This is a genomic window from Variovorax sp. EBFNA2 (assembly GCF_033802765.1).
Taxonomy (GTDB): Bacteria; Pseudomonadota; Gammaproteobacteria; order Burkholderiales; family Burkholderiaceae_C; genus Variovorax; species Variovorax paradoxus_H.
Window position 1 is genome coordinate 3,641,543 of sequence record NZ_CP138496.1, and the last position, 20,605, is coordinate 3,662,147.

Sequence of the window (20,605 nt, forward strand, 5' to 3'; positions counted from 1 at the left end):
AGCATCCAGGCCGTCGCTCAAACGAAAGAAAAAATTACTTCTTGTAGGCGGCGATGCCGTCAAGAATTTCCTTCTTGGCGGCGTCGATGCCTTCCCAGCCCAGCACCTTGACCCACTTGCCGGCTTCCAGGTCCTTGTAGTGCTCGAAGAAGTGGCTGATGGCCTTCAGGCGCATCGGGTTCACGTCGTCGACCGACTTCCAGTGGCTGTAGATGGGCAGCACCTTGTCGGTGGGCACGGCCAGCACCTTGCCGTCGACGCCGGCTTCGTCTTCCATCATGAGGATGCCCAGGGGGCGGCAGGGCACGACCACGCCCGGCAGCAGCGGGTACGGAGCAATGACGAGCACGTCGACCGGGTCGCCGTCGCCCGACAGGGTCTGCGGCACGTAGCCGTAGTTGGCGGGGTAGTACATGGCCGTCGTCATGAAGCGGTCCACGAAGATCGCGCCCGATTCCTTGTCGACTTCGTACTTGATCGGGTCGGCGTTCATCGGGATTTCGATCACGACATTGAATGCGTCGGGAACGTTCTTGCCGGGGGAGACTTTGTCGAAGGACATGACGTTTTTCGAGTAGTTGAAAAGTATGAGACGGATGGGGACAAACCCGGAGTTTACTTTCCGTGTCACGGGCCGGTCGCACGCACGTGTGTTTTTGCCTGTAAATTGCAACCGTTGGCCAATCGGCTCCGCACCTCCGGTGCAGTGAGCTTCGAGGAAGCAACGCGGCGGAGAACATGGTCCCGTACGCGTTGCGCGCAGGGCCCAGGCTGTCCGTCTCCACAAGTCACAACGAACGAATGGAGAAGCAAAGCATGAGCGGCAACACCCCCCTGATTCTTGCCATCGTCTGCGGCCTCGTGGCCGTGGGCTACGGTTTCTGGGCCCGAAGTTGGATTCTCGCCAAGGACCCGGGCAACGCCCGGATGCAGGAAATCGCCGCGGCCATCCAGGCCGGCGCCTCCGCCTACCTCGCCAAGCAATACACCACCATCGCGGTGGTCGGCGTGGTGCTCGCGGTACTCATCGCCCTCTTCCTCGACCTGACGACGGCCGTCGGCTTCGTGGTCGGCGCGGTGCTCTCGGGCGCCTGCGGCTTCATCGGCATGAACGTGTCGGTGCGCGCCAACGTACGCACCGCGCAGGCCGCGACCAAGGGCATCGGCCCGGCGCTCGACGTGGCGTTTCGCGGCGGCGCCATCACCGGCATGCTGGTGGTGGGCCTGGGCCTCTTGGGCGTGACGGGCTTCTACTGGTTCCTGGCCGGCAGTGCACCGAAGGCGGACCACAGCCTGGCGGCCCTGCTCAATCCGCTGATCGGCTTTGCCTTCGGCTCCTCGCTGATCTCGATCTTCGCGCGCCTGGGCGGCGGCATCTTCACCAAGGGCGCTGACGTCGGCGCCGACCTGGTGGGCAAGGTCGAGGCCGGCATTCCGGAAGACGACCCGCGCAACCCGGCCGTGATCGCCGACAACGTGGGCGACAACGTCGGCGACTGCGCCGGCATGGCGGCCGACCTGTTCGAGACCTACGCCGTGACGCTCATCGCCACCATGGTGCTGGGCGCGCTGATGGTCACGGCAGCGCCGCTGGACGCGGTGCTGTACCCGCTCGCGCTGGGCGGCGTGTCGATCATCGCGTCGATCATCGGCTGCTTCTTCGTGAAGGCTTCGCCGGGCATGGTCAACGTGATGCCGGCGCTCTACAAGGGCCTGGCGGTCGCGGGCATCCTGTCGCTGATCGCGTTCTGGTTCGTCACGAGCTGGATCATTCCCGACAACGCCATCGCCACCAGCGGCAGCCAGCTGAAGCTGTTCGGCGCCTGCTTCGTGGGCCTGGCGCTCACGGCCGCGCTGGTGTGGGTCACCGAGTACTACACGGGCACGCAGTACAAGCCCGTGCAGCACATCGCGCAAGCCTCGACCACGGGCCACGGCACCAACATCATCGCGGGCCTGGGCGTGTCGATGCGTTCGACGGCCTGGCCGGTGATCTTCGTGTGCATCGCGATCCTGGCGTCGTATTCGCTGGCCGGCCTGTACGGCATTGCGGTGGCGGCCACGTCGATGCTGAGCATGGCCGGCATCGTGGTCGCGCTGGACGCCTACGGCCCCATCACCGACAACGCCGGCGGCATTGCCGAGATGAGCGACCTGCCCGCCAGCGTGCGCGCCGTGACCGATCCGCTCGACGCGGTCGGCAACACGACCAAGGCCGTGACCAAGGGCTACGCCATCGGTTCGGCCGGCCTCGCCTCGCTGGTGCTCTTTGCCGACTACACCCACAAGCTCGAGAGCTTCGGGCTGAACATCAGCTTCAACCTGAGCGACCCGATGGTGATCGTGGGCCTGTTCATCGGCGGCCTGATCCCCTACCTGTTCGGCGCGATGGCGATGGAAGCCGTGGGCCGCGCGGCCGGTGCGGTGGTGGAAGAAGTGCGCCGCCAGTTCCGCGAGATCCCCGGGATCATGGAAGGCACCGGCAAGCCCGAGTACGGCAAGGCCGTGGGCATGCTGACCGGCGCGGCCATCAAGGAAATGATGATCCCGTCGCTGCTTCCGGTGGTGGTGCCGATCGTGGTGGGCCTGCTGCTCGGACCGAAGGCGCTGGGCGGCCTGCTGATGGGCACCATCGTCACGGGCCTGTTCGTCGCGATCAGCATGTGCACGGGCGGCGGCGCATGGGACAACGCCAAGAAGTACATCGAAGACGGCCACCACGGCGGCAAGGGCTCCGAGGCGCACAAGGCGGCCGTCACCGGCGACACCGTGGGCGACCCCTACAAGGACACGGCCGGCCCGGCGGTGAACCCGCTGATCAAGATCATCAACATCGTGGCGCTGCTCATCGTGCCGCTGGTGGTCAAGTTCCACGCCGGCGATGCGGCAGCTGCCTTGCCGGCGAAGGTCGAGATGCCGCCCGCAGCCACCGCACCCGCTGCGACGGCACCGGCAGCCACGCCGGCCGCCACCCTCGCCTCGGCAGCCGTGGGGGCCACCGAAGCCGCGGCGGTGAAGGTCGAGAACGGCATCGTGAAGTTCTACTTCGCGAGCGCCAGCGCCGAGGTCGCGCCCAACGCCAGGGAGGCGCTGTCCGATGTCATCAAGGCCGTGCAGAGCGGCGGCACCGTGCTGGTGAGCGGCTATCACGACGCCAGCGGCGACCCGGCCAAGAACGCTGAACTGGCCAAGCAGCGCGCCATGGCCGTGCGCGATGCGATCAAGGCGGCGGGCGCACCCGAGGACAAGATCGAACTCGCCAAGCCCGAGCAGTCGCAGGCGGACGGGCCAGCCTCGGAAGCGCGTCGCGTCGAAGTGAAAGTGAAGTCCTGACATGCCGACCGCCGCCCGGCTCGAAGCCTTCATTGCCGCCGTCGAAGGCGGCGCGCATGCCCAGGTCATCGAAGATTTCTACGCCGAAGACGCCACGATGCGCGAGAACCAGGCCGAGCCGCGGCGCGGGCGCAGCACGCTGGTCTCGCAGGAAAGCGCCGTGCTCGCGCGTACCGAGTCGGTGGTGTCGACCTGCGTGCGGCCGGTGCTGGTGAACGGCGACCACATCGCCATCCACTGGATCTTCGAGTTCGCCTTCAAGGGCGGCGGCCGCATGCGCATGGAAGAAATTGCCTGGCAGCGCTGGGACGGCGAACGCATCGCCGAAGAGCAGTTCTTCTACGACCCGGCGCAGCGCAAGCCGGGCTGAGGATGCGGCGCCCGGACCGCGCGATCCGGGCTGGTTCTATGCAACATTTTCGATGTAACATTGAAACTGTCACATGAACACATCCACCACCGCCCCCGATTCCACCGCCCCGCAGGACCTCTCCATCGAGGCCCTGGCGGCGCGCTCGGGCGTCACGGTGCGCAACATCCGCGCCTACACCACGAGCGGCCTGCTGCCGCCGCCGCGGCTGCAGGGCCGGCTCGGCCTGTACGGCCCCGACCACATTCAACGCCTGGCGCTGATCCGCGAACTGCGCGAACAGGGCTTCGGCATCGAGGCGATCCGCCGCATCTTCACGCGCGCGCCGGCCTCCACCTGGCCTGACCTGCTGGCCGTGGCGCGCTCGGTGTCGGGCAGCCTGTTTGCCGAAGAAACGCCCGTGGTGGTGTCGGCCCAGGCGTTGGCCACCAAGTGGCAAGGCCAGATGACGCCCGCCCTGCTCGGTCGCGCCACCCGCGCCGGCCTCATGCGCGAGCTGCCCGACGGCCAGGTGCAGGTGCTGAGCCCGGCGCTCGGCCAGGTCGCCGAACAGCTGGCCGCTCTCGGCCTGCCGCTCGAAGCGGTCATCGGCATGCAGGAAACCATGGTCCGCACGCTGCGCACCGTGGCGCGGCGCTGGCTGCGCACGCTGGCCGACAGCCTGCTTTCCGGCGACACCCTCGATGCCGGCCGCGCCGCGCAACTGCTCGAGAAAGCACGGCCGTTGGCCACCGGGGCGGTGCAGGCCGCCTTTCCCGTGATCCTGCAGCAGGAGCTCGACGCCCTGCTGCACAAGACCGCCTGATGCCGATGACACGCCCTCGCCTCGCTCTTCTTCCGTCCCTGCTGCTGTTGTTGCCTGCCCTCATGGGCGGCGCGGCCTTCGCGCAGCAGCAGGCCCGCGGCGACACCAACGCCCTGGCACTGAGCTTCGATGCGGCGCGCCTGCGCATGGTCGAGCGCTCCGACAAGCTGGCCGCTGCGCGCATCGCCGTCGAGGCCAAGGAGCTGCAGAGCGAAGGCGTCAAACGCCTGGGCGGGCCGGTGGTCAGCATCTCGGGGCTGGCCTATGCGTACAACGCGAACCTGAACCTCGATCTCGATCCGCTCAACCAGAGGCTCGGCCAGATCGGCTCGTCGCTGCCGCCGTCGATCCAGAGCTTCGTCTCGCGCGTGCCGATTCCGCAGCTCCCCAACAGCTACACGCTGAACCGCCACGACACGGGCGCCAACGCCTCGGTGTCGGCCGTGTGGCCGCTCTACCTGGGCGGCGCGACCGACGCGGTGCGCGGCTTCGTCTCGGCCCAGGCGCGTGAGGCCCAGGCCGACGCCGAACAGGCGGGCCACGAGGTCGACACGCTGCTGGTGCAACGCTACTTCGGCGCCCAGCTCGCACAGCGCGCCGCCACGCTGCGCCTGCAGGCCGAGCGCACCATCGCCCAACACGACGCGGCCGCGCAGAAGATGCTCGCGGCCGGCGTGATCTCGCGCGTCGAGCGGCTGCAGGCCAGCGCCGCCTACGAAGAGGCGCGCCGCAACGCCCGCAAGGCCGAGAACGACGCCGCGCTCGCGGGCGTGGCCCTGGCGCGCACCGTGCGCGCCGAGGGCAGCGTCACGCCGCAGACGCCGCTGTTTCTCATCAGCGCGCCGATCGAACCGCTCGGCCACTTCATCGATGCGGCGCTCACGCGGCATCCGGGCCTGGGCAAAGTCGCGGCCAAGAAGGCGCAGGCCGAGCAGCTGCATGAAGGCGAAGAAGCTTTGCGTCGCCCGCAGGTCATCGCCTTCGGCACGCGCGAGATCAAGAGCGGCAACGCCGACTGGGTCGCCGGCCTCGGCGTGCGCTGGACGCTGTACGACTCGGTCGACCGCAACGCGCTCTCGGCCGCCTCGCACAAGCAGGTCGAACAGGCCGAGCGCACCGACCTTCAGGCGCGCAGCGACATCTCGCTGCTGGTCGAACGCAACTGGCGCGCGCTGGACAACGCGCGCCGCCAGTACCTCGAGATGAAAGTCTCCGTCGAACTCGCACAAGAGGTCGTCAAGCTGCGCACCGCCGGGCTACGCGAAGGCACCAGCACCACGCTCGACCTCATCGACGCCGAGACCAACCAGGCCAAGGTGCTGACCGAACGCGCGCAGGCCGCCAACGACTACGTGCAAGCGCTCGCGCAGCTGCTCGAGAGCGCGGGCCTGTCCGAGACTTTTTCCGACTACATCGCGCGCGCCGACGTGAAGGTGAACTGACCATGATGAGTGCCAAGACCCGCCGACTGATCGCCATCGCCGCCGCGCTGCTTGTGCTGGTGCTGCTCGTCTGGGGCTTCTGGCGCGCCGCGCAGCCGGCGCCCGAGGTGTTCCAGGGCCAGATGGAAGCGCGCGAGACCGACGTGGCCGGCAAGGTCACGGCGCGCATCGCCGAAGTGGCCGTGAAGGAAGGCGACCGCATCCAGGCCGGCGCCCTGCTCGTGCGCATGGACAGCCCCGAGGTTCGCGCCAAGTTGGCGCAGGCCACCGCCGCCGAACAGGCCGCGCAGGCCGTGGCCGACAAGGCGCAGCACGGCGCCCGCCCGCAAGAAATCGAAATGGCGCGCATGCAATGGCAGCGCGCTGAAACCGCCGCACAGCTCGCGCAGACCTCGTTCCGCCGCGTCGACGGCCTGGCCCGCGACGGTCTCGTGGCCGACCAGAAGCGCGACGAGGCCGAAGCCAACTGGAAGGCCTCGCGCGACGCCGCCGTGGCGGCCAAGGCGCAGTACGACATGGCACGCACCGGCGCACGCACCGAAGACAAGGCCGCCGCCAACGCCCAGGTGCGGCAGGTGGCCGGCGTGGTCGCCGAAGCGGAAGCCGCCAGGGCCGAGACCGAGCTGCGCAGCCCGGTCGCCGGCGAAGTGGCCAAGGTGCTCGCCAAGGTCGGCGAACTCTCGCCGCAGGGCGTGGCGGTGGTCACAGTGGTCGACCTGAACGACCAGTGGGTGGTGCTCAACGTGCGCGAAGACCGGCTGGCCCGCTTCGCGCTCGACAAGGAATTCGACGCCCGCCTGCCCGCCCTGCCCGAAGACCGGCGCACGGCCCGCTTCAAGGTGTACTACAGCGGCGTGCTGCCGGACTTCGCCACCTGGCGCGCCACGCGCGGCGGTGCCGGCTTCGACGTGCGCACCTTCGAGGTCCGCGCCCGGCCGCTCAAGCCCATCGAGGGCGCGCGCCCCGGCATGAGCGTTCTGGTCGACTGAAGCCGCACCCGCCATGAGCCTGCGCGGCTTTTCCACCGCCAGCGCCCGGCGCGAGTTCGCGCTACTGCGCACGCGCCCGTGGGACCTGGCCATGATCTCGTGGGTGCCGCTGCTCGCGGTGTTCCTGATCTGGTGGATCTTCTCGGCCGGCCTGCCCGAGCGCCTGCCGATCGGCGTGCTCGACCAGGACCACTCCGCGCTCTCGCGCCAGCTGGTGCGCTTCCTGGACGCCACGCCGGGCCTGCGCGTGACGCAGCAGTACGCCGACGAGGGCGAGATGCAGCGCGCGCTCACGAGCGGCGCGGTCGATGCGGCGGTGCAGGTGCCGCGCGAGCTGAGCCGTGACGTCAAGCAGGGCCGCGTCGGCCAGATCGTGCTGCTGCACAACGCGCAGCTGGGCACGCATTCCAGCCTGATCCAGCGCGACGTGCGCACCGCCGTCGCCACGGTGTCGGGCGGCGTCGAGCTCGCGGTGCGCAACAAGCGCGGCGAGTCGATGAAGGCCGCGCGCGTGAGCATGGACCCGGTCAAGGCCAGCATGGTGGCGCTGTTCAACACCTCCACCGACTACGAGCAGTTTCTCGGCGCCGCGCTCATTCCAGCGCTGCTGCACATCCTCGCGATGACGGCCGGCGCCTGGGGCGTGGGCCGCGAGCTGCGCGACCGCAGCCTCGGCGGCTGGCTCGGCGCCGCGCCGCGCTGGCCCGAGGCGCTGGCCGCGCTGGCGGGCAAGCTGGCGCTGCCGTTCGCGAGCCTGTCGGCCGTGGGCATCGCCGCCATGCTGTGGATCACCGCGGGCCGCGGCTGGCACCCGGTCGGCTCGGTGGGATGGACGCTGTTCGCGCTGGTGGTGTTCGTGGCGCTGTCGATCGCACTCGGCGCCTTCGTGTCGAGCCTCACGCGCTCGCTGCGCACCGCGCTGTCGGCCACCGGCTTCATCACCGCGCCGGCCTTTGCGTTCGGCGGCGTGGGCTTTCCGCTGGTCGCCATGCCGATGCTCGCGCAGCTGTGGGCCAGCCTGCTGCCCTACACGCATTACATCCGCGTGCAGATGGAGCAGCTGCAGATGGGCGCGCCCGTGGCGTACTCGGCCGCGACGCCGCTGTGGATGGTGGTGGGCACCGCGGTGCTGCTGGCCGTGTCGGCCACGCTGCTGATGCGTGCAGCCGCTGCACCGGACACGTGGGGAGGCCGCTGATGAGCGAACCCACCCAAGGCTTCACCGCCGCTTGGCGCGACACCGCGCTCGCCGTGCTGCGCGACAAAGGCGTGCTGCTGATCATGCTGCTCGCGCCCATCATCTACGGCTTCTTCTACCCCTGGCCCTACGGCACGCAGGCCGTCACGCGGGTGCCGGTGGCGGTGGTCGACCAGGACCACAGCGGGCTGTCGCGGCAGATCGCGCGCTTCGCGATGGCCAGCCCGCGGCTCGATGTGCGCATGGTCACGTCCGACGTGCACGAAGCGCAGCAGGCGCTGTGGCGCGGCGAGATCGAAGGCTATGCGCTGCTGCCGCAGGACCTCAAACGCAACGTGCTGCGCGGCACCCCGGCGGTGGTGACCATCGAGGGCAACGGCGCGTATGCGCTGCTGAACAAGGCGGTGCTGTACGGCTTCTCGGAAGCGGTGGGCACGGTGTCGGCTGGCGTCGAGATCCGCAAGCTGCAGGCCGGCGGGCAGAGCGCTGTCCAGGCGGCGCGCAGCCGCAGCCCGCTCAACACGCAGCTCGTACCGCTGTTCAACCCGAGCGAAGGCTACGGCAGCTACGTGGTGCCGGCGGTGGCCCTGCTGATCCTGCAGCAGACGCTGCTGATGGGCGCCGCGATGCTGGCCGGCACCTGGGCCGAGGCCCGGCGCCTGCGCGCGGGCATGGGCGCGTGGCTCGGGCGGCTGGGCACGCTGTCGGGCTTCGGCGTGCTGAGCGGCGTGTTCTATTTCGGCTGGGTGTTCTTCCTGCAGGACTATCCGCGCGGCGGCAATCCGTTCGGGGCGCTGGTGCTGCTGCTGTTCTACGTGCCCGCGATCTGCGTGCTCGGCCTGTTGCTGGGCTGCTGGTTCCGCGACCGCGAGCGCGCGTTGCAGGTGCTGCTGTTCACTGCGTTGCCGATGGCTTTTCTCTCGGGCTTCTCGTGGCCCGTCGAGGCCCTGCCCGCGCCGCTGCAGGCACTGCGCTGGCTGTTCCCGAGCACAGCGGGCATCCAGGCCTCGCTGCGGCTCAACCAGATGGGGGCGCCGCTGCACGACGTGTTGCCGTACCTGGGCGCGCTGGCGGCGATGGTGGTGGCGGGCCTGCTCGTGCTGTGGATCGCGGCCACGCCGCGCAAGATCGAACGGGTCTAACGGCGGCTGTCCGCCGCCACGGCGCGCACCAGCCGCGTGGCCGGCGCCACCAACTCGCGCAGGTCGCCCACGCGGTCCTGCTCGATGGCCTGCAGCACGAGTTCATTGATGCCGCCCACCACCGTCATCGCCATCTGGCTGCTCATGTGCGCCGCGGGCGCCTCGCCTGAATCGCTGCTGTTGATCGCCACCTGGATGAAGTTGGCGATCTCGCCGTTCACGCGCCGCCGCGCCGCGAGGCCCGGCAGGCCCAGCCCCAGGATCTCGACGAACAGCGTGCGCAGCAGCACTGGGTCTTGCGCGAGGTAGTCCATGTACGCGGTCATCGCCTGCTCCACCTGCGTGTGCCAGGGCTGGGCCGGGTCGAAGGCCTCGCTCACGGCCTGCAGGCCGAGCCGGCTGGCCGTTTCGTACAGCGCGATCAGGCACTCGGTCTTGGTGCTGAAGTGCTCGTAGAACGTGCGCCGCGACACGGCCGCCTCGCGCACGATGTCGGCGATGGTCGTGTCTGCGTAGCCCCTGGCCGCCACGGCATGCGCCATGCCCTGCAGCAGCCGCGTGTAGTGCTCGCTGGGCGCGCCGTCGGCGGCATCGGGCGTGACGGGTTTGTCGATGGTGGCAGTCATGTCGGATTCATTTTCCTACGCCTCGGTACTTGACAGTACCAATTCACAATTGCACCATGGCGGCACGCGGTACGGAGTTGTACCAACTTTTGCCCACGACCTCAGGAATTGCCTCCCCATGACCGAACTCGTTGTCCGCCGCCTGCTGATCGACCTGCAACCGCCCTTCTCGCGCGACTGGTGCGGCGGTGATGCCTTTTCGACGGCTTTCTTCAACGCCCTGTCGATGAGCTTCCCCTTCGGCGAGCAGTTCTTCATCGACGCCGTGCGCGACGCCATGGCCACGCTGCCGCCCGAGCTGCAGGAGCGCCACCGCGCCGACGTGCGCGGCTTCATCGGCCAGGAGGCCACGCACCGGCGCATCCATTCGCTGTTCAACGCGCACCTCGACCGGCAGGGCCTGGTCGACCGCTGGACCGCGCGCGCCAGTCAGCGCATGGAACTGATGGACGGCGCCGATCCGCGCCACGCGCTGGCCGTGACGGCCGCCACCGAGCACTTCACGGCCATGTTCGCCGAGTGGCTGCTGGCCCGTCCCGAGATCCTCGACGGCGCCGAGCCCCGGCTGCGCACGATGTGGCTGTGGCACAGCGCGGAAGAGCTGGAGCACAAGAGCGTCGCCTTCGACATCTACAAGGCCGCGGGCGGCTCCGACGAATGGCGCACGCGCTGGTTCCGCCGCGTGACTGTGATGTTCCTCGGCGACCTGATGCGCCAGACGGTCGACAACCTGCGGCATGAAAAGCAATTGTGGAAGTGGGCCACCTGGAAGAGCGCCGCGCGCATCCTGCTGGGCCGCGGTGGTCTGCTGCGGGGCAATCTCGCGGGCTGGCGCCTGTACCTGCGCAGCGACTTTCATCCCGACCAACAGGACAGCAGCCTCTCGGCGCGATGGCTGGCCGACAACGGCGCGCAGTTCACGCCCGTGGGCGCTGCTGCGGCAACGTCGGCCTGAGTTCGTCAGTCAGTAGATGCTGGCGCGGTGCGGGCTCAGCGCTCCCGCCTGCGTCGGCTGCCCGTCGGCGCGCAGCGTGAGGTCGTGCAGCGTGTCGAAATCCGACGGGGCGTCGGGCACGCGCATCACCACTTCGAGTTCGTGCATGGAAGCCACCCAGCGACCCGCCGGTGATTCTGCCGGTTCGTCGTTGGCGAACACGCCGTCGCGGATGTAGAGCGTTTCGCCTTCGGGGCGTTCGCCGTGCAGCTCGATCAGGCGTGCGATCGAGAAGTTGTAGGTCACGAGCTTTTCGCGCGTGCGGCGGTCCTTGCCGCCGCAGTTGAACGAGCCCTCGGCCGCGATCACGATGCAGGAGCCGTCCACCCCGCCGTCGATGGCGATCTCGTTGCCCGAGCGCCAGATGGCGTTGGGCAGGCGCACGCGGACCTTGTCGATCACGAGGTCGCGTTGCTTGTTGAGGGCACCCAGCGGCGGCACCAGCGAGCGCAACTGACGCAGGCGCTCCGCGAAGTTGTCGTCCATCAGGAATTCGACGTGGTGCGTCGCGCTGCCGGACGAGCGCTTGACGACCTGCATGACGACGTGGCGCGGCTTGTTCACAGCTCAGGCCCTCCACGCACAGAAAAATCCACGCCCGCTGCGGGGCACCGATCGCCTTCTTGCTGGATTTGAGTGGTCATCGGCTACAAATTAGAACTTTAGATTAGATGCAATTACTTGCATCATTTGTGTCCAACTGTATATCGATTGCAGCCAGGAGGGAAGGCAATCGACGATACGCCGATGAGGCCATGTCGCCAACGCGACGCGGCGTCGTGCTAGGGGTTCAGCTCGACGATGCTTCGGCCTCCAGGGCCTCGTCGAGCGCCTTGCACGAAGGTGCGCAGACGGTCTGCGACTTGCCCAGCACCTGGCGCGTGCGCAGCTGCGAACGCACGCGGTGCTTGCCGCACATGAAGCAGGACATCGTGGCCCCGCTGAACGACGCCGAGGCGCGGAACGGAGAGCCCGGCGCCTTCGATTTGTAGCGCAGCCCGTCCGCCACCACTGCCGTTTTCACTTCACCCTTGGCCATGCATCTTGTCCTTGTTCGATTCGTCACCGCGCATGGCGCGGGCAATGGCTTCCTTGGCTGCGCCTTCGGCGGCCAGGGAAACGTCCAGCGCCGAGCGGCAAAGGCCGGCGTGCTGGTAATTCATATTTTCGTAGACCTCGGGGGGCGGCCGGGTAGGCATCGAGCAACTGGCCCAATTCGGCACCGGGTTCGACGTCTTCGAACTCATGCACCAGATGCTCGACCACCGAGCGGTACTGCGCGGCGCCCACCGGCACGGCGCTGTGCTCAAGCCTCTCCAGCAGTTGAGCCAGCACGTGGGTCACTGCCAGATCGGTCTTGGGAGACGGATTTCGGGTCGTGTTCATGGTTTGCATGTGGGGACAGCATACCCCTATGCAAGGGGCGGGTCGCGCCGAAGTGGTTCTGGCGCCCCGCCCTCCTGCGCCGCGCGCATGCGCTGGAGCAGGCTGTGAAGCATTTCGGTCGACAAGCCATGGATCACCAGCCGGTGCCCGGCCCGCAAGGTCGACAGCGGCACCAGCGGATGCTTGTTGTTGACCAGGATCAGGTGCTCCGGCGCGTTCAGGATCGTGGCCGCGTAGATGCCGATGGTTTCGTCCAGTTGCAAGGAGTTGGCCGCGCGCCAGAAATCGTTGTCGGTCAGCATCAGCTGGTACAGCGGCGTGAACAGCTCGATGGCGCTTTGCAGGTCGAGAAAATTCAGCTTGCCCTGGGGCATGTCTTCCAGCCGCAACGCCGGCGACTGGATCATCGAGAAATCGACCTGCTCGGCCTTGCACAGCGCCAGCCCCTTGTCGCGCAGCGCCGTGTTCAGCCGGATCACGAAGTTGAACAAATTCAGGTCGTGCTTCAGGAACATCTCGTCCTTCAGCGCGTCGATGTCGGCCGGCTCCAGCGGCGACGTGCCCACGGGCGCGGGCGAGTTGCGCCCGATGAAGCTCAACACCTGCGAGCCCAGGTGAAAGTGCCGCAGGATCAGCCAGTTGGCCTCGGGCGACACGAAGCGCTTGAGCCCCCACGCCAGAAAGCGGTGCAGCAGCATCGAGTGCGACCAGTTGCGCGGCACGAACACCTTCACGATCTGGATCAGGATGATCGTCAGCCGTGCAATCGGCCGCAGGAACGGCAGCAGGTACTGGCGCGACGCCGAGCTCGAATCGGCCAGCCACGCGGACTTGACGTCGTCGGGCAGCGGCGTGCTCTGGTCGAGGTACAGCGCCAGCCACGGGCTGGGGTCGCGCTCGTCGTGCGCTTGCGTCAGGAATTCAGGCGTTCGGCTCATGCGGCATTCGTTCGGTGATGTGCTGGAACTGCATCAGGTACAGCGCCGCCGTGTGGCGCGCGGTGTCGGCAATCTGCCGGGCGGCGCGGGCCTGCCCTTCCACGGCCATCACCATCTCGACCGCGGCGAGCCAGCGGTTCAGGTGGTGCTCGTCGTTGTGGCCGTGGTACTCGAGAAAACGGAAGGCCTCGGGCGGCAGCTTCAGGCTGGCCTTGAGCAGCGGCAGCAGCGCCGGCACGATGCGCTGGCCCGTGCCTTCGATGATGTAGATCGCGCCCAAGAGGCCGATCGGATCGCGCGTGGCGGCCAGGCCGTGCAAATAGGCGTTGAGCGCTTCACCGCCCGGGTTGCGGCGCAACTCGTCGATCGACTCGACCGTGCCGCCGGCCTTGCGGTAGTCGCTGAAGAGGATGTTGAAGTCGTTCTGCTCCTCGCCCGCGTGCACGTCGATCAGCGACGACAGCATGCGGTACGGCGCGCTCAGCGAGGCGGCGCCTTCGCGCATCCACAGGCTGCCTTCGCGCACCTGCGGCACCCACTGCTCCATCCAGTTCAGGTAGTCGGGTACGGCAAAACGGCGCTCGCGGATCTGGCGGATCAGCGGCGTGCGCCACACGCGCGAGCGGTAGTCGTGCCAGATGGCGGCGAGTTCCGTCAGCAAGGCGCCCAGGCCTTCCGGTGCAGCGGCCGGGTCGTGCGGCGGTGCGATGACAAGGTCGTCGTCAGGCACGACCGCCGCAGCGCGGGGCGCGATCACGACAGGCGCCGCATCGACCGCCTCGACCTCGAGCAGCATGTACGCCGCCATGAAGCGCCCCGACTCCGGCACGTAGCAGAAGATCTGCTCGCCCGGCTTCAGCGCCTTGGTGTGCAGGAACTCCGCCAGCATCACGAGGATCGACGCCGCACCGGTGTTGCCGCGCCACGCCAGGTTGCTCCACCAGCGCTCGCGCGGAATCGCCAGGTCGGCCTTGGCCATCAGGTCTTCGACCACCGGGATGAATTTTTCCGACGAGTAGTGGCACAGGAAATGGTCGACCCGCTTCGGATCGACCCAGCCGTCGCGCACCAGCCCCGCGTACTCGTGGATGCCGATGTCGAACAGATGCGGCAAGAGGCGGATGTCCTGGCGCAGCGACAACGCACCGGCCGCCTCGGCTTCGGCCCACGAGCCGAAATCGAGATGGCCCCGCGCACGGTCTTCGGTGAGGCCCAGCTGCATGCACACCGGGTAGTCGCCCGAGAAGGCGCGCTGGTGCACCCACTTCAGCTTGAGGCGCAGCCCCGGCTTGCCGGCCAGCGCGGGCGTGCCGTCGGACAGCAGCAGCGCGCCCGCGCCATCGGACAGCATCCAGCGCAGGAAGTGCGAGTCGAAATCGGTCTCGTAGCCGCGCGCCGCGAAGCGCGAACGCTTGAACAGGCGCGACGGCATTTCGCTCGCCACCGCCAGCGCCGAGCGGTGCGCGCCCAGCTCGATGCCTTGCGCAGCCGTCTGGATCGCCGAGACGCCGGCCGCGCAGATGCCGTGCACCGAATGCGTTTCCATCGGCTGCGCCGCCAGCTCGCCCTGGATCATGTTGGCGAAGCCGGGCATCAGCGTGTCGCCGCCCGAGGAGCCGCTGGCCAGCAGCGACACGCGCGACAGCTCGGCGCCGCCGCGCTGCAGGCAGTCGCGGATCGCGCCGGCCGCCAGCTGCGCGTTGGTGTGGCGCGTCACGCCTTCTTCGTCGATCGCGTAATGCCGCGTAAGGATGCCGTTCTCGGCCAGGATGCGGCGCTTGATGCGCTCCGACATGCGGTTGAGCGGTGCGATGTACGCGTCCATGCGGTCGTTGGGAACAGGCTCGCCGGGCATGAAGTAGCCGGCGCTTTCGAGGTACACGCGTTGGAATGAAACGGGCATGGGTTCAGGCAATAGGTGAATCGGGAGGCATCAGCGAGCGGCTGCGAAAACGCGGCCACACGGTCCCCAGCACAAAGACGCGCACCATGTACGGCACCAGCCCGCCCTCGTTGAGCGCGGGTGCCACCTGCGCGCGGTAACGCGTGTGGTGCAGGTGCGTGAGCTCGGACCAATGGGCATGCGGGTTCTCGTGGTGTGCGGTGTGCAGGCCGATGTTGAACAGCAAGGGGTTCACCAGCCCCTCGAAATTGCGGGCGTAGTTCAGCTGGCTACCGCGGGTATCACCGGGTGCCTCCTTGCGCGGCGTCTTGCGGCCGTCGGCGTGCGCGTGCTGCAGGTAGTTGGTGGCCAGCAGCCAGTGCAGGCCGTGCAGCTGCGGCACGATCACGAACAGCAATGCCTTGGGCCAGTCGATCGCCAGCAGCACGGTCCAGCTGACCAGCCACAGCGCGTACTGCGCCATGCAGTAGCGCCAGGCGCCGCGGTGATGTTGATGCAGCCGCGCGAGCCAGCCGACGAAGACAGGCACCAACACCCACACGGCCTGGAACGGATGCAGCAGGTAGCCCCACAGGTGGTTGGTGTCGCCGCCAAAGCGGTAGGTGCGCGCCACATCCTTCGGTCCGTGCCGGTGGCGGTGGTGGTTGGCCACATGCGCGGGCCAGAAGACGAAGGTCGGGTGGCCCTGCAGCAGCGTGATCCAGAAGTCGGTCAGCCGATTCATGCGCCGACCGCGCCACATGCGCAGGTGCACATGGTTGTGATGGATCACACCGATGCCGAGCGTGAGAAACAGCATCAGCGCGTACAGCACCACATGAAAGCCGTGCACCCACTGCCACGCCGCCAGTGCAGGCAAGGCGACGAGGTACGCAAGGCTTTGCCAGTCGCGCCAGTGCCGCAGCCTCGGCAACCGATGGCGCGCGTCAGGCAGTCGTGGCGCCATGCTTCTTTCGAAAAGCCTGGAACAGCGGCTCGGCCGCATCCGCCGCGATGCGCGTGCGGAACAGCCGGTCCATGAACGTGAACTGGAAGCCGTAGTTGCCGTTGTGCACGGCGTGGTGCAGGTGATGCCGACGGCTCGCGGCGAACCAGTGGCTGTACGACACGCCGGGCACGAAGTCGTAGTTCGAATGCCCGATGCAGTTGAAGAACAAACTGAACACCGGCACCGACGCCAGCGACCAGAAGCTGAAGTCGTGCAGCACCATCGGCAGCAGGATCACGTTGCCGAGCATCAGCGCCTCGATCGGGTGAAAGCTGTAGGTGGCCCACGGCGTGGTCACGAACGAGCGGTGGTGCGGGCCGTGAAAGCGGCGCAGCCAGCGCGTGTGCAGCAGCCGGTGGTTGAGCCAGAAATGCACGTCGTTCCACACCGCGAGCACGAGGATCTCGATGCCGATGCGTTGCCAGCCCGCATCGGGCTCGAGCCGCGCCCAGCCCAGTTGCAGAAGCCCCCACGGAAACACCATGCCCAGCCCGAAGATCAGCACCGAGATGCCCGACTGCGTGAGTTCGCGCCGCAGCTGGCCGGGCTGCAACGGTCGCGGGTCGAGCACGCGCCCAATGCCCATCGTCGGCAGCACCCGCTTCGTGAGCAGCCAGGTGAGCGCGCCGAAACCCAGGTAGATGCCGCCGAAAAAAAGCAGGCCCCACAGCATGACCTGCGGGGCCGAAAGAGAAGTGAAGGTCTGCGCCATCCCCCGAGGCTACAACAGCATCTCGGGCACCAGCGGGGAGATCAGGGTGTTGTACAGGCGCTGGAAGAAACCCGACTCGGGCTCCGAGGTGAGGATCACTTCTTTCTCGCCGTCGTTCGTGAGCCATTCGAGCGTGCCGCCCTCCTTCGACAGCCGCAGCCGGTACGAGTTCTGCAGCTTGCTCACGTGGATGATGCGCAGCATCTCGCGCGCCAGCTGCGGGCTGTCGACCACCACGCCCATCTCGGTGTTCTGGCTGGCCGAGCGCGGGTCGAGGTTCATCGAGCCGACGAAGATGCGCGTCTTGTCGATGGCGGCGGTCTTGGCGTGCAGCCGGCCCAGCGAGGTGCCGAAGCTGCCGAAACGCATGCTCGCGGTGGTGCGCTGCGGGCTCAGCTCGTACAGGTCGGCGCCGCCTTTCAGCAGGCGCTCGCGGTAGCGTGCGTAGCCGGTGTGCACCAGCGGCTCGTCGTTGGCGGCGAGCGAATTGGTCAGCAGCGTGAGCTTGACCTTGCGCCGGGCCAGGTCCTCGAAGGCGGCCATGCCGCGCTCGCCAGGCACGAGGTAGGGCGAGGTCAGGTCGACCTCGGTCTTGGCGTCGAGCAGCAGCGCCCAGACCTTCATGGTCACGCTGGTGGCAATCGCGTCTTCGGCCGTCAGCGTCGTGGGCTTGGACGGCGGGTCGGCAATGGCGCGCGCCTCGCCCCACAGCAGGCCCATGCGGCCGCCGTCGAGCTCTTCGGCGATGGGCCCGTAGCCGAGGATGTCCGAAGGCGGCAGCACGACCTTCGGCGGCGGCCCGGCCATGCCGACCTCGTCGTCGAAGGTGGCGGCACCGGCCTCTTTGCGCACGATTTCGGCAATGGGCCAGATCTGGTCGCTGTTCCAGTAGGCGTCGAAGATGCTCTCGAGCTGCGGCACGACTTTGCCGACCACCAGCGCATCCATGTCGATGAAGTTCTGCGCCTCGCTCAGCACGAAATACTCGTCGGCGATGTTGCGCCCGCCCACCACCGCCATCGCGCCGTCGGCAATGAAGAGCTTGTTGTGCATGCGGTGATTGAGCCGGTGGATGTCGAAGATCGACACCACGAAGCGCGAGAGAAAGCCGTTGCGCGCGCAGCAGAACGGGTTGAACAGGCGCACCGACACATTGGGCGTCTCGGACAGCGCCAGCAAGAGCTGCTGGCTCTTCACCGTGTACAGGTCGTCCACCAGCACCCGCACCTTCACGCCGCGCGCCGCCGCCTCGCGCAGCGTGCGCAGCAGCAGCCGGCCGACGGCGTCGTTCTCGAGCTGGTAGTACTGCACCACCAACGAGTGCTCGGCGCGCTGCGCGAGTTGCAGGCGCGCGTCGAGCGAGTACACGCCCAGCGGCATGAGCCGGAAGCCCGAATGCTCACCGGGCGGCGTGGAGGCCGCGACGATCTTGGCGAGCGCCGTGCCCGGGTCGGCCGTGGCCGCGTGCTCGGCCGGGCGTTCGCGCGCCGGCGGCAAGGAGCCGCACGCGCCGAGCAAAGCCAGCAGCACGCCGGCCAGCAACGTGTGCAGGAAAGACCGGGCCCAGGCATTCATGATCATCGGGTTCCTCTTGTCGTTGTGGCTGCCATTGACCTGATGTACGCCGGCGCTTCCTCGGTGGTTTCACCGGAGCCCGTTTTTCGAAGCACCGTCCTAGAATTCGGTTCACTTCGCTTCGGAGTTACATCATGGCCCGATCGCTCCTTCTGCGCACCGCTTTGTGGGCCGCCGCCCTCGCCGCCGGGGTACCCAGTGCCCACGCCGCACTCGACATCGGCGAGCCCGCGCCCAAGTTCACGGCCACGGCCGCGCTCGGCGGCAAGACCTTCCGCTACTCGCTGGCCGAGGCGCTGGCCAAGGGACCGGTGGTGCTGTACTTCTTTCCGGCGGCCGACTCCAACGACTGCTCCATCGAGGCCCACGCCTTCGCCGAAGCCATCGACAAATTCTCCGCGCTCGGGGCCACGGTGATCGGCGTTTCGGCGGACGACATCGACACGCTCTCCAAGTTCTCGGTCAAGTCGTGCCAGAGCCGCTTTCCGGTGGCGTCCGACCAGGGCAAGACCGTGATCCAGGGCTTCGACGCGCTGATGCAGACCCGGCCCGACTTCGCCAACCGCCTGTCGTACGTGATCGCGACCGACGGCAAGGTCGCCTACTACTACCAGAACCTCAACCCCGACAAGCACGTCGAGCGCATGCTGAACGCCGTGCGCGCGCTGCCCAAAGCCACCGCGGCGAAATAAGGCGGGCCGGCCGGGGCGCCACGCGCGCGGCGTGCTTCGCGCAAAATCTCGCCCCATGCAGCTCAACTACATCGCCAACGCGGACGTTCCTTCCGCCTCTGGCCGCACCCTCCCCGTCATCGACCCGTCGGACGGCCAGCCCTTCGACGAGATCCAGCGCAGCAACGCCGCCGACATCGACGCCGCCGTGCGCGCCGCGCGCGACTGCTTCGAGGGCGTGTGGCACAAGGTCAGCGCCGCCGACCGCGGGCGCCTGCTCTTCAAGCTCTCGCAGAAGATCGCCGAGCACGTCGACGAACTCGCGCTCATCGAACAGCGCGACTGCGGCAAGCCCGTGAAGCAGGCCCGCGCCGACGCGGTGGCACTGGTGCGCTACTTCGAGTTCTACGCCGGCGCCTGCGACAAGCTGCACGGCGAGACCATTCCCTACCAGGACGGCTACAGCGTCTTCACCTGGCGCGAGCCGCACGGCGTCACGGGCCACGTCATTCCGTGGAACTACCCGATGCAGATCTTCGGGCGCAGCGTGGGCGGCGCGCTGGCGGCCGGCAACGTGTGCGTGGTGAAGCCGGCCGAAGACGCGTGCCTGTCGCTGATCCGCGTGGCACGGCTGGCGGCCGAGGTCGGCTTTCCGGCCGGCGCGCTCAACATCGTGACGGGTTACGGCCATGAAGTCGGCGACGCGCTCGCACGCCACGAAGGCATCGACCACATCAGCTTCACGGGCAGCCCGAAGATCGGCACGCTGATCCAGCAGGTGGCGGCCGAGCGGCACTGCCCGGTCACGCTGGAGCTGGGAGGCAAGAGCCCGCAGATCATCTTTGCGGATGCCGACCTCGACGCGGCCATTCCCGTGATCATCAACGCCATCGTGCAGAACGCCGGCCAGACCTGCTCGGCGGGTTCGCGCGTGCTGATCCAGCGCGACATCTACGAGCCCCTGCTCGAACGCCTGGGCCATGCCTTCGAAGCCCTGCGCGTCGGCCCCGCCGCGATGGACCTCGACGTCGGCCCGCTGATCCGCCAGACACAGCAGCAGCGCGTGTGGGACTTCCTGAGCGACGCGCAACACGCCGGCATCCCGATGGTGGCGCAGGGCGTTGTCGTCGAAGAAGCGCCCGAGACCGGCTTCTACCAGGCCCCGACGTTGCTGCGCGATGTGCCCGTGGGCCATCGCCTCGCACAGGAAGAAGTGTTCGGCCCCGTGCTCGCTGCCATGCAGTTCGCCGACGAAGACGAAGCCGTGGCACTCGCCAACGCCACCCAGTTCGGCCTCGTGGCCGGCGTCTGGACCGCCGACGGCGCGCGCCAGTTCCGCATGGCCAAGCGCGTGAAGAGCGGCCAGGTGTTCATCAACAACTACGGCGCGGGTGGCGGTGTCGAGCTGCCGTTCGGCGGCGTGAAGTCGTCGGGCTACGGGCGCGAGAAGGGCTTCGAGGCGCTGTACGGTTTCACCACTTTGAAGACCATCGCCATCAAGCACGGCTGAGTCTGACGACGCCGCGCCCGGGC

19 protein-coding genes and 1 pseudogene are annotated in these 20,605 nt (G+C 68.0%); 10 read left to right on the forward strand and 10 right to left on the reverse strand.

Features of this window, described 5'->3' with window-relative positions:
- Window positions 1-34: 34 nt before the first annotated feature.
- A complete protein-coding gene (gene ppa, locus RZE79_RS17175) occupies window positions 35-562 on the reverse strand; it encodes an inorganic diphosphatase (RefSeq protein WP_056518061.1) in 528 nt (175 codons plus the stop codon).
- Between the two features lie 254 nt (window positions 563-816).
- Between ppa and RZE79_RS17180 the strand changes: the two genes are divergently transcribed.
- From RZE79_RS17180 to RZE79_RS17210, 7 genes are all read left to right on the forward strand, one after another.
- A complete protein-coding gene (locus RZE79_RS17180) occupies window positions 817-3,333 on the forward strand; it encodes a sodium-translocating pyrophosphatase (RefSeq protein WP_319355555.1) in 2,517 nt (838 codons plus the stop codon).
- A 1-nt stretch (window position 3,334) separates the two neighbouring features.
- Window positions 3,335-3,703 (forward strand): nuclear transport factor 2 family protein, encoded by a 369-nt coding sequence (locus RZE79_RS17185; RefSeq protein ID WP_319355556.1) that lies wholly within the window; start codon window positions 3,335-3,337, stop codon window positions 3,701-3,703.
- A 73-nt stretch (window positions 3,704-3,776) separates the two neighbouring features.
- Window positions 3,777-4,508: a MerR family transcriptional regulator gene (locus RZE79_RS17190; protein WP_319355557.1), complete on the forward strand. Its 732-nt coding sequence runs from the start codon at window positions 3,777-3,779 to the stop codon at window positions 4,506-4,508.
- Window positions 4,509-4,513: 5 nt separating this feature from the next.
- Complete coding sequence (locus RZE79_RS17195) at window positions 4,514-5,950, forward strand: TolC family protein (RefSeq protein WP_319355558.1); 1,437 nt, start codon at window positions 4,514-4,516, stop codon at window positions 5,948-5,950.
- A gap of 2 nt (window positions 5,951-5,952) precedes the next feature.
- Window positions 5,953-6,939 (forward strand): HlyD family secretion protein, encoded by a 987-nt coding sequence (locus tag RZE79_RS17200; protein ID WP_373696484.1) that lies wholly within the window; start codon window positions 5,953-5,955, stop codon window positions 6,937-6,939.
- A gap of 13 nt (window positions 6,940-6,952) precedes the next feature.
- Window positions 6,953-8,137 (forward strand): ABC transporter permease, encoded by a 1,185-nt coding sequence (locus RZE79_RS17205; RefSeq protein ID WP_319355560.1) that lies wholly within the window; start codon window positions 6,953-6,955, stop codon window positions 8,135-8,137.
- Window positions 8,137-9,279, forward strand: a complete 1,143-nt coding sequence (locus tag RZE79_RS17210; protein WP_319355561.1) for an ABC transporter permease — start codon at window positions 8,137-8,139, stop codon at window positions 9,277-9,279. Before RZE79_RS17205 ends, RZE79_RS17210 begins: the two co-directional genes overlap by 1 nt.
- On the opposite strand, the gene RZE79_RS17215 is transcribed toward RZE79_RS17210, so the two are convergent.
- The gene (locus tag RZE79_RS17215; RefSeq protein ID WP_319355562.1) at window positions 9,276-9,905 is read right to left on the reverse strand and encodes a helix-turn-helix domain-containing protein; all 630 of its coding nucleotides are present in this window, start codon (window positions 9,903-9,905) and stop codon (window positions 9,276-9,278) included. The genes RZE79_RS17210 and RZE79_RS17215 overlap by 4 nt on opposite strands.
- A gap of 118 nt (window positions 9,906-10,023) precedes the next feature.
- On the opposite strand from RZE79_RS17215, the gene RZE79_RS17220 reads away from it, so the two are divergent.
- The gene (locus RZE79_RS17220) at window positions 10,024-10,860 is read left to right on the forward strand and encodes a metal-dependent hydrolase (protein WP_319355563.1); all 837 of its coding nucleotides are present in this window, start codon (window positions 10,024-10,026) and stop codon (window positions 10,858-10,860) included.
- Between the two features lie 9 nt (window positions 10,861-10,869).
- Here RZE79_RS17220 and RZE79_RS17225 read toward each other — a convergent pair whose 3' ends face one another.
- The 8 genes and pseudogenes from RZE79_RS17225 to RZE79_RS17260 form a co-directional block, all read right to left on the reverse strand.
- The gene (locus RZE79_RS17225) at window positions 10,870-11,463 is read right to left on the reverse strand and encodes a hypothetical protein (RefSeq protein WP_070060930.1); all 594 of its coding nucleotides are present in this window, start codon (window positions 11,461-11,463) and stop codon (window positions 10,870-10,872) included.
- Window positions 11,464-11,689: 226 nt separating this feature from the next.
- Complete coding sequence (locus RZE79_RS17230; protein WP_056580179.1) at window positions 11,690-11,938, reverse strand: hypothetical protein; 249 nt, start codon at window positions 11,936-11,938, stop codon at window positions 11,690-11,692.
- A pseudogene (locus RZE79_RS17235) lies at window positions 11,925-12,294 on the reverse strand (hypothetical protein). Before RZE79_RS17235 ends, RZE79_RS17230 begins: the two are co-directional and overlap by 14 nt.
- Before the next feature lie 17 nt (window positions 12,295-12,311).
- Window positions 12,312-13,223, reverse strand: a complete 912-nt coding sequence (locus RZE79_RS17240; protein WP_319355564.1) for a hypothetical protein — start codon at window positions 13,221-13,223, stop codon at window positions 12,312-12,314.
- Window positions 13,207-15,126: a StlD/DarB family beta-ketosynthase gene (locus RZE79_RS17245; RefSeq protein ID WP_099789892.1), complete on the reverse strand. Its 1,920-nt coding sequence runs from the start codon at window positions 15,124-15,126 to the stop codon at window positions 13,207-13,209. The genes RZE79_RS17240 and RZE79_RS17245 overlap by 17 nt, the downstream gene beginning before the upstream one ends.
- A 4-nt stretch (window positions 15,127-15,130) precedes the next feature.
- Window positions 15,131-16,072, reverse strand: coding sequence for a fatty acid desaturase (locus RZE79_RS17250; protein WP_319355565.1), 942 nt, complete (start codon window positions 16,070-16,072; stop codon window positions 15,131-15,133).
- Complete coding sequence (locus RZE79_RS17255) at window positions 16,053-16,826, reverse strand: sterol desaturase family protein (RefSeq protein WP_319355566.1); 774 nt, start codon at window positions 16,824-16,826, stop codon at window positions 16,053-16,055. The genes RZE79_RS17250 and RZE79_RS17255 overlap by 20 nt, the downstream gene beginning before the upstream one ends.
- 9 nt (window positions 16,827-16,835) lie before the next feature.
- The gene (locus RZE79_RS17260; protein WP_373696574.1) at window positions 16,836-18,401 is read right to left on the reverse strand and encodes a phospholipase D family protein; all 1,566 of its coding nucleotides are present in this window, start codon (window positions 18,399-18,401) and stop codon (window positions 16,836-16,838) included.
- A 134-nt stretch (window positions 18,402-18,535) separates the two neighbouring features.
- On the opposite strand from RZE79_RS17260, the gene RZE79_RS17265 reads away from it, so the two are divergent.
- Both RZE79_RS17265 and RZE79_RS17270 read left to right on the forward strand, forming a co-directional pair.
- Complete coding sequence (locus RZE79_RS17265; RefSeq protein WP_153283975.1) at window positions 18,536-19,093, forward strand: peroxiredoxin; 558 nt, start codon at window positions 18,536-18,538, stop codon at window positions 19,091-19,093.
- 55 nt (window positions 19,094-19,148) lie between these two features.
- Window positions 19,149-20,582 (forward strand): aldehyde dehydrogenase family protein, encoded by a 1,434-nt coding sequence (locus RZE79_RS17270; RefSeq protein WP_319355568.1) that lies wholly within the window; start codon window positions 19,149-19,151, stop codon window positions 20,580-20,582.
- Window positions 20,583-20,605: the final 23 nt, after the last annotated feature.

Bases quoted from the DNA above. Each gene is read 5' to 3' on its own strand.
- ppa (WP_056518061.1), bottom strand. From the start codon at position 562: ATGTCCTTCGACAAAGTCTCCCCCGGCAAGAACGTTCCCGACGCATTC.
- RZE79_RS17180 (WP_319355555.1), top strand. From the start codon at position 817: ATGAGCGGCAACACCCCCCTGATTCTTGCCATCGTCTGCGGCCTCGTG.
- RZE79_RS17185 (WP_319355556.1), top strand. From the start codon at position 3,335: ATGCCGACCGCCGCCCGGCTCGAAGCCTTCATTGCCGCCGTCGAAGGC.
- RZE79_RS17190 (WP_319355557.1), top strand. From the start codon at position 3,777: ATGAACACATCCACCACCGCCCCCGATTCCACCGCCCCGCAGGACCTC.
- RZE79_RS17195 (WP_319355558.1), top strand. From the start codon at position 4,514: ATGACACGCCCTCGCCTCGCTCTTCTTCCGTCCCTGCTGCTGTTGTTG.
- RZE79_RS17200 (WP_373696484.1), top strand. From the start codon at position 5,953: ATGATGAGTGCCAAGACCCGCCGACTGATCGCCATCGCCGCCGCGCTG.
- RZE79_RS17205 (WP_319355560.1), top strand. From the start codon at position 6,953: ATGAGCCTGCGCGGCTTTTCCACCGCCAGCGCCCGGCGCGAGTTCGCG.
- RZE79_RS17210 (WP_319355561.1), top strand. From the start codon at position 8,137: ATGAGCGAACCCACCCAAGGCTTCACCGCCGCTTGGCGCGACACCGCG.
- RZE79_RS17215 (WP_319355562.1), bottom strand. From the start codon at position 9,905: ATGACTGCCACCATCGACAAACCCGTCACGCCCGATGCCGCCGACGGC.
- RZE79_RS17220 (WP_319355563.1), top strand. From the start codon at position 10,024: ATGACCGAACTCGTTGTCCGCCGCCTGCTGATCGACCTGCAACCGCCC.
- RZE79_RS17230 (WP_056580179.1), bottom strand. From the start codon at position 11,938: ATGGCCAAGGGTGAAGTGAAAACGGCAGTGGTGGCGGACGGGCTGCGC.
- RZE79_RS17240 (WP_319355564.1), bottom strand. From the start codon at position 13,223: ATGAGCCGAACGCCTGAATTCCTGACGCAAGCGCACGACGAGCGCGAC.
- RZE79_RS17245 (WP_099789892.1), bottom strand. From the start codon at position 15,126: ATGCCCGTTTCATTCCAACGCGTGTACCTCGAAAGCGCCGGCTACTTC.
- RZE79_RS17250 (WP_319355565.1), bottom strand. From the start codon at position 16,072: ATGGCGCCACGACTGCCTGACGCGCGCCATCGGTTGCCGAGGCTGCGG.
- RZE79_RS17255 (WP_319355566.1), bottom strand. From the start codon at position 16,826: ATGGCGCAGACCTTCACTTCTCTTTCGGCCCCGCAGGTCATGCTGTGG.
- RZE79_RS17260 (WP_373696574.1), bottom strand. From the start codon at position 18,401: ATGAATGCCTGGGCCCGGTCTTTCCTGCACACGTTGCTGGCCGGCGTG.
- RZE79_RS17265 (WP_153283975.1), top strand. From the start codon at position 18,536: ATGGCCCGATCGCTCCTTCTGCGCACCGCTTTGTGGGCCGCCGCCCTC.
- RZE79_RS17270 (WP_319355568.1), top strand. From the start codon at position 19,149: ATGCAGCTCAACTACATCGCCAACGCGGACGTTCCTTCCGCCTCTGGC.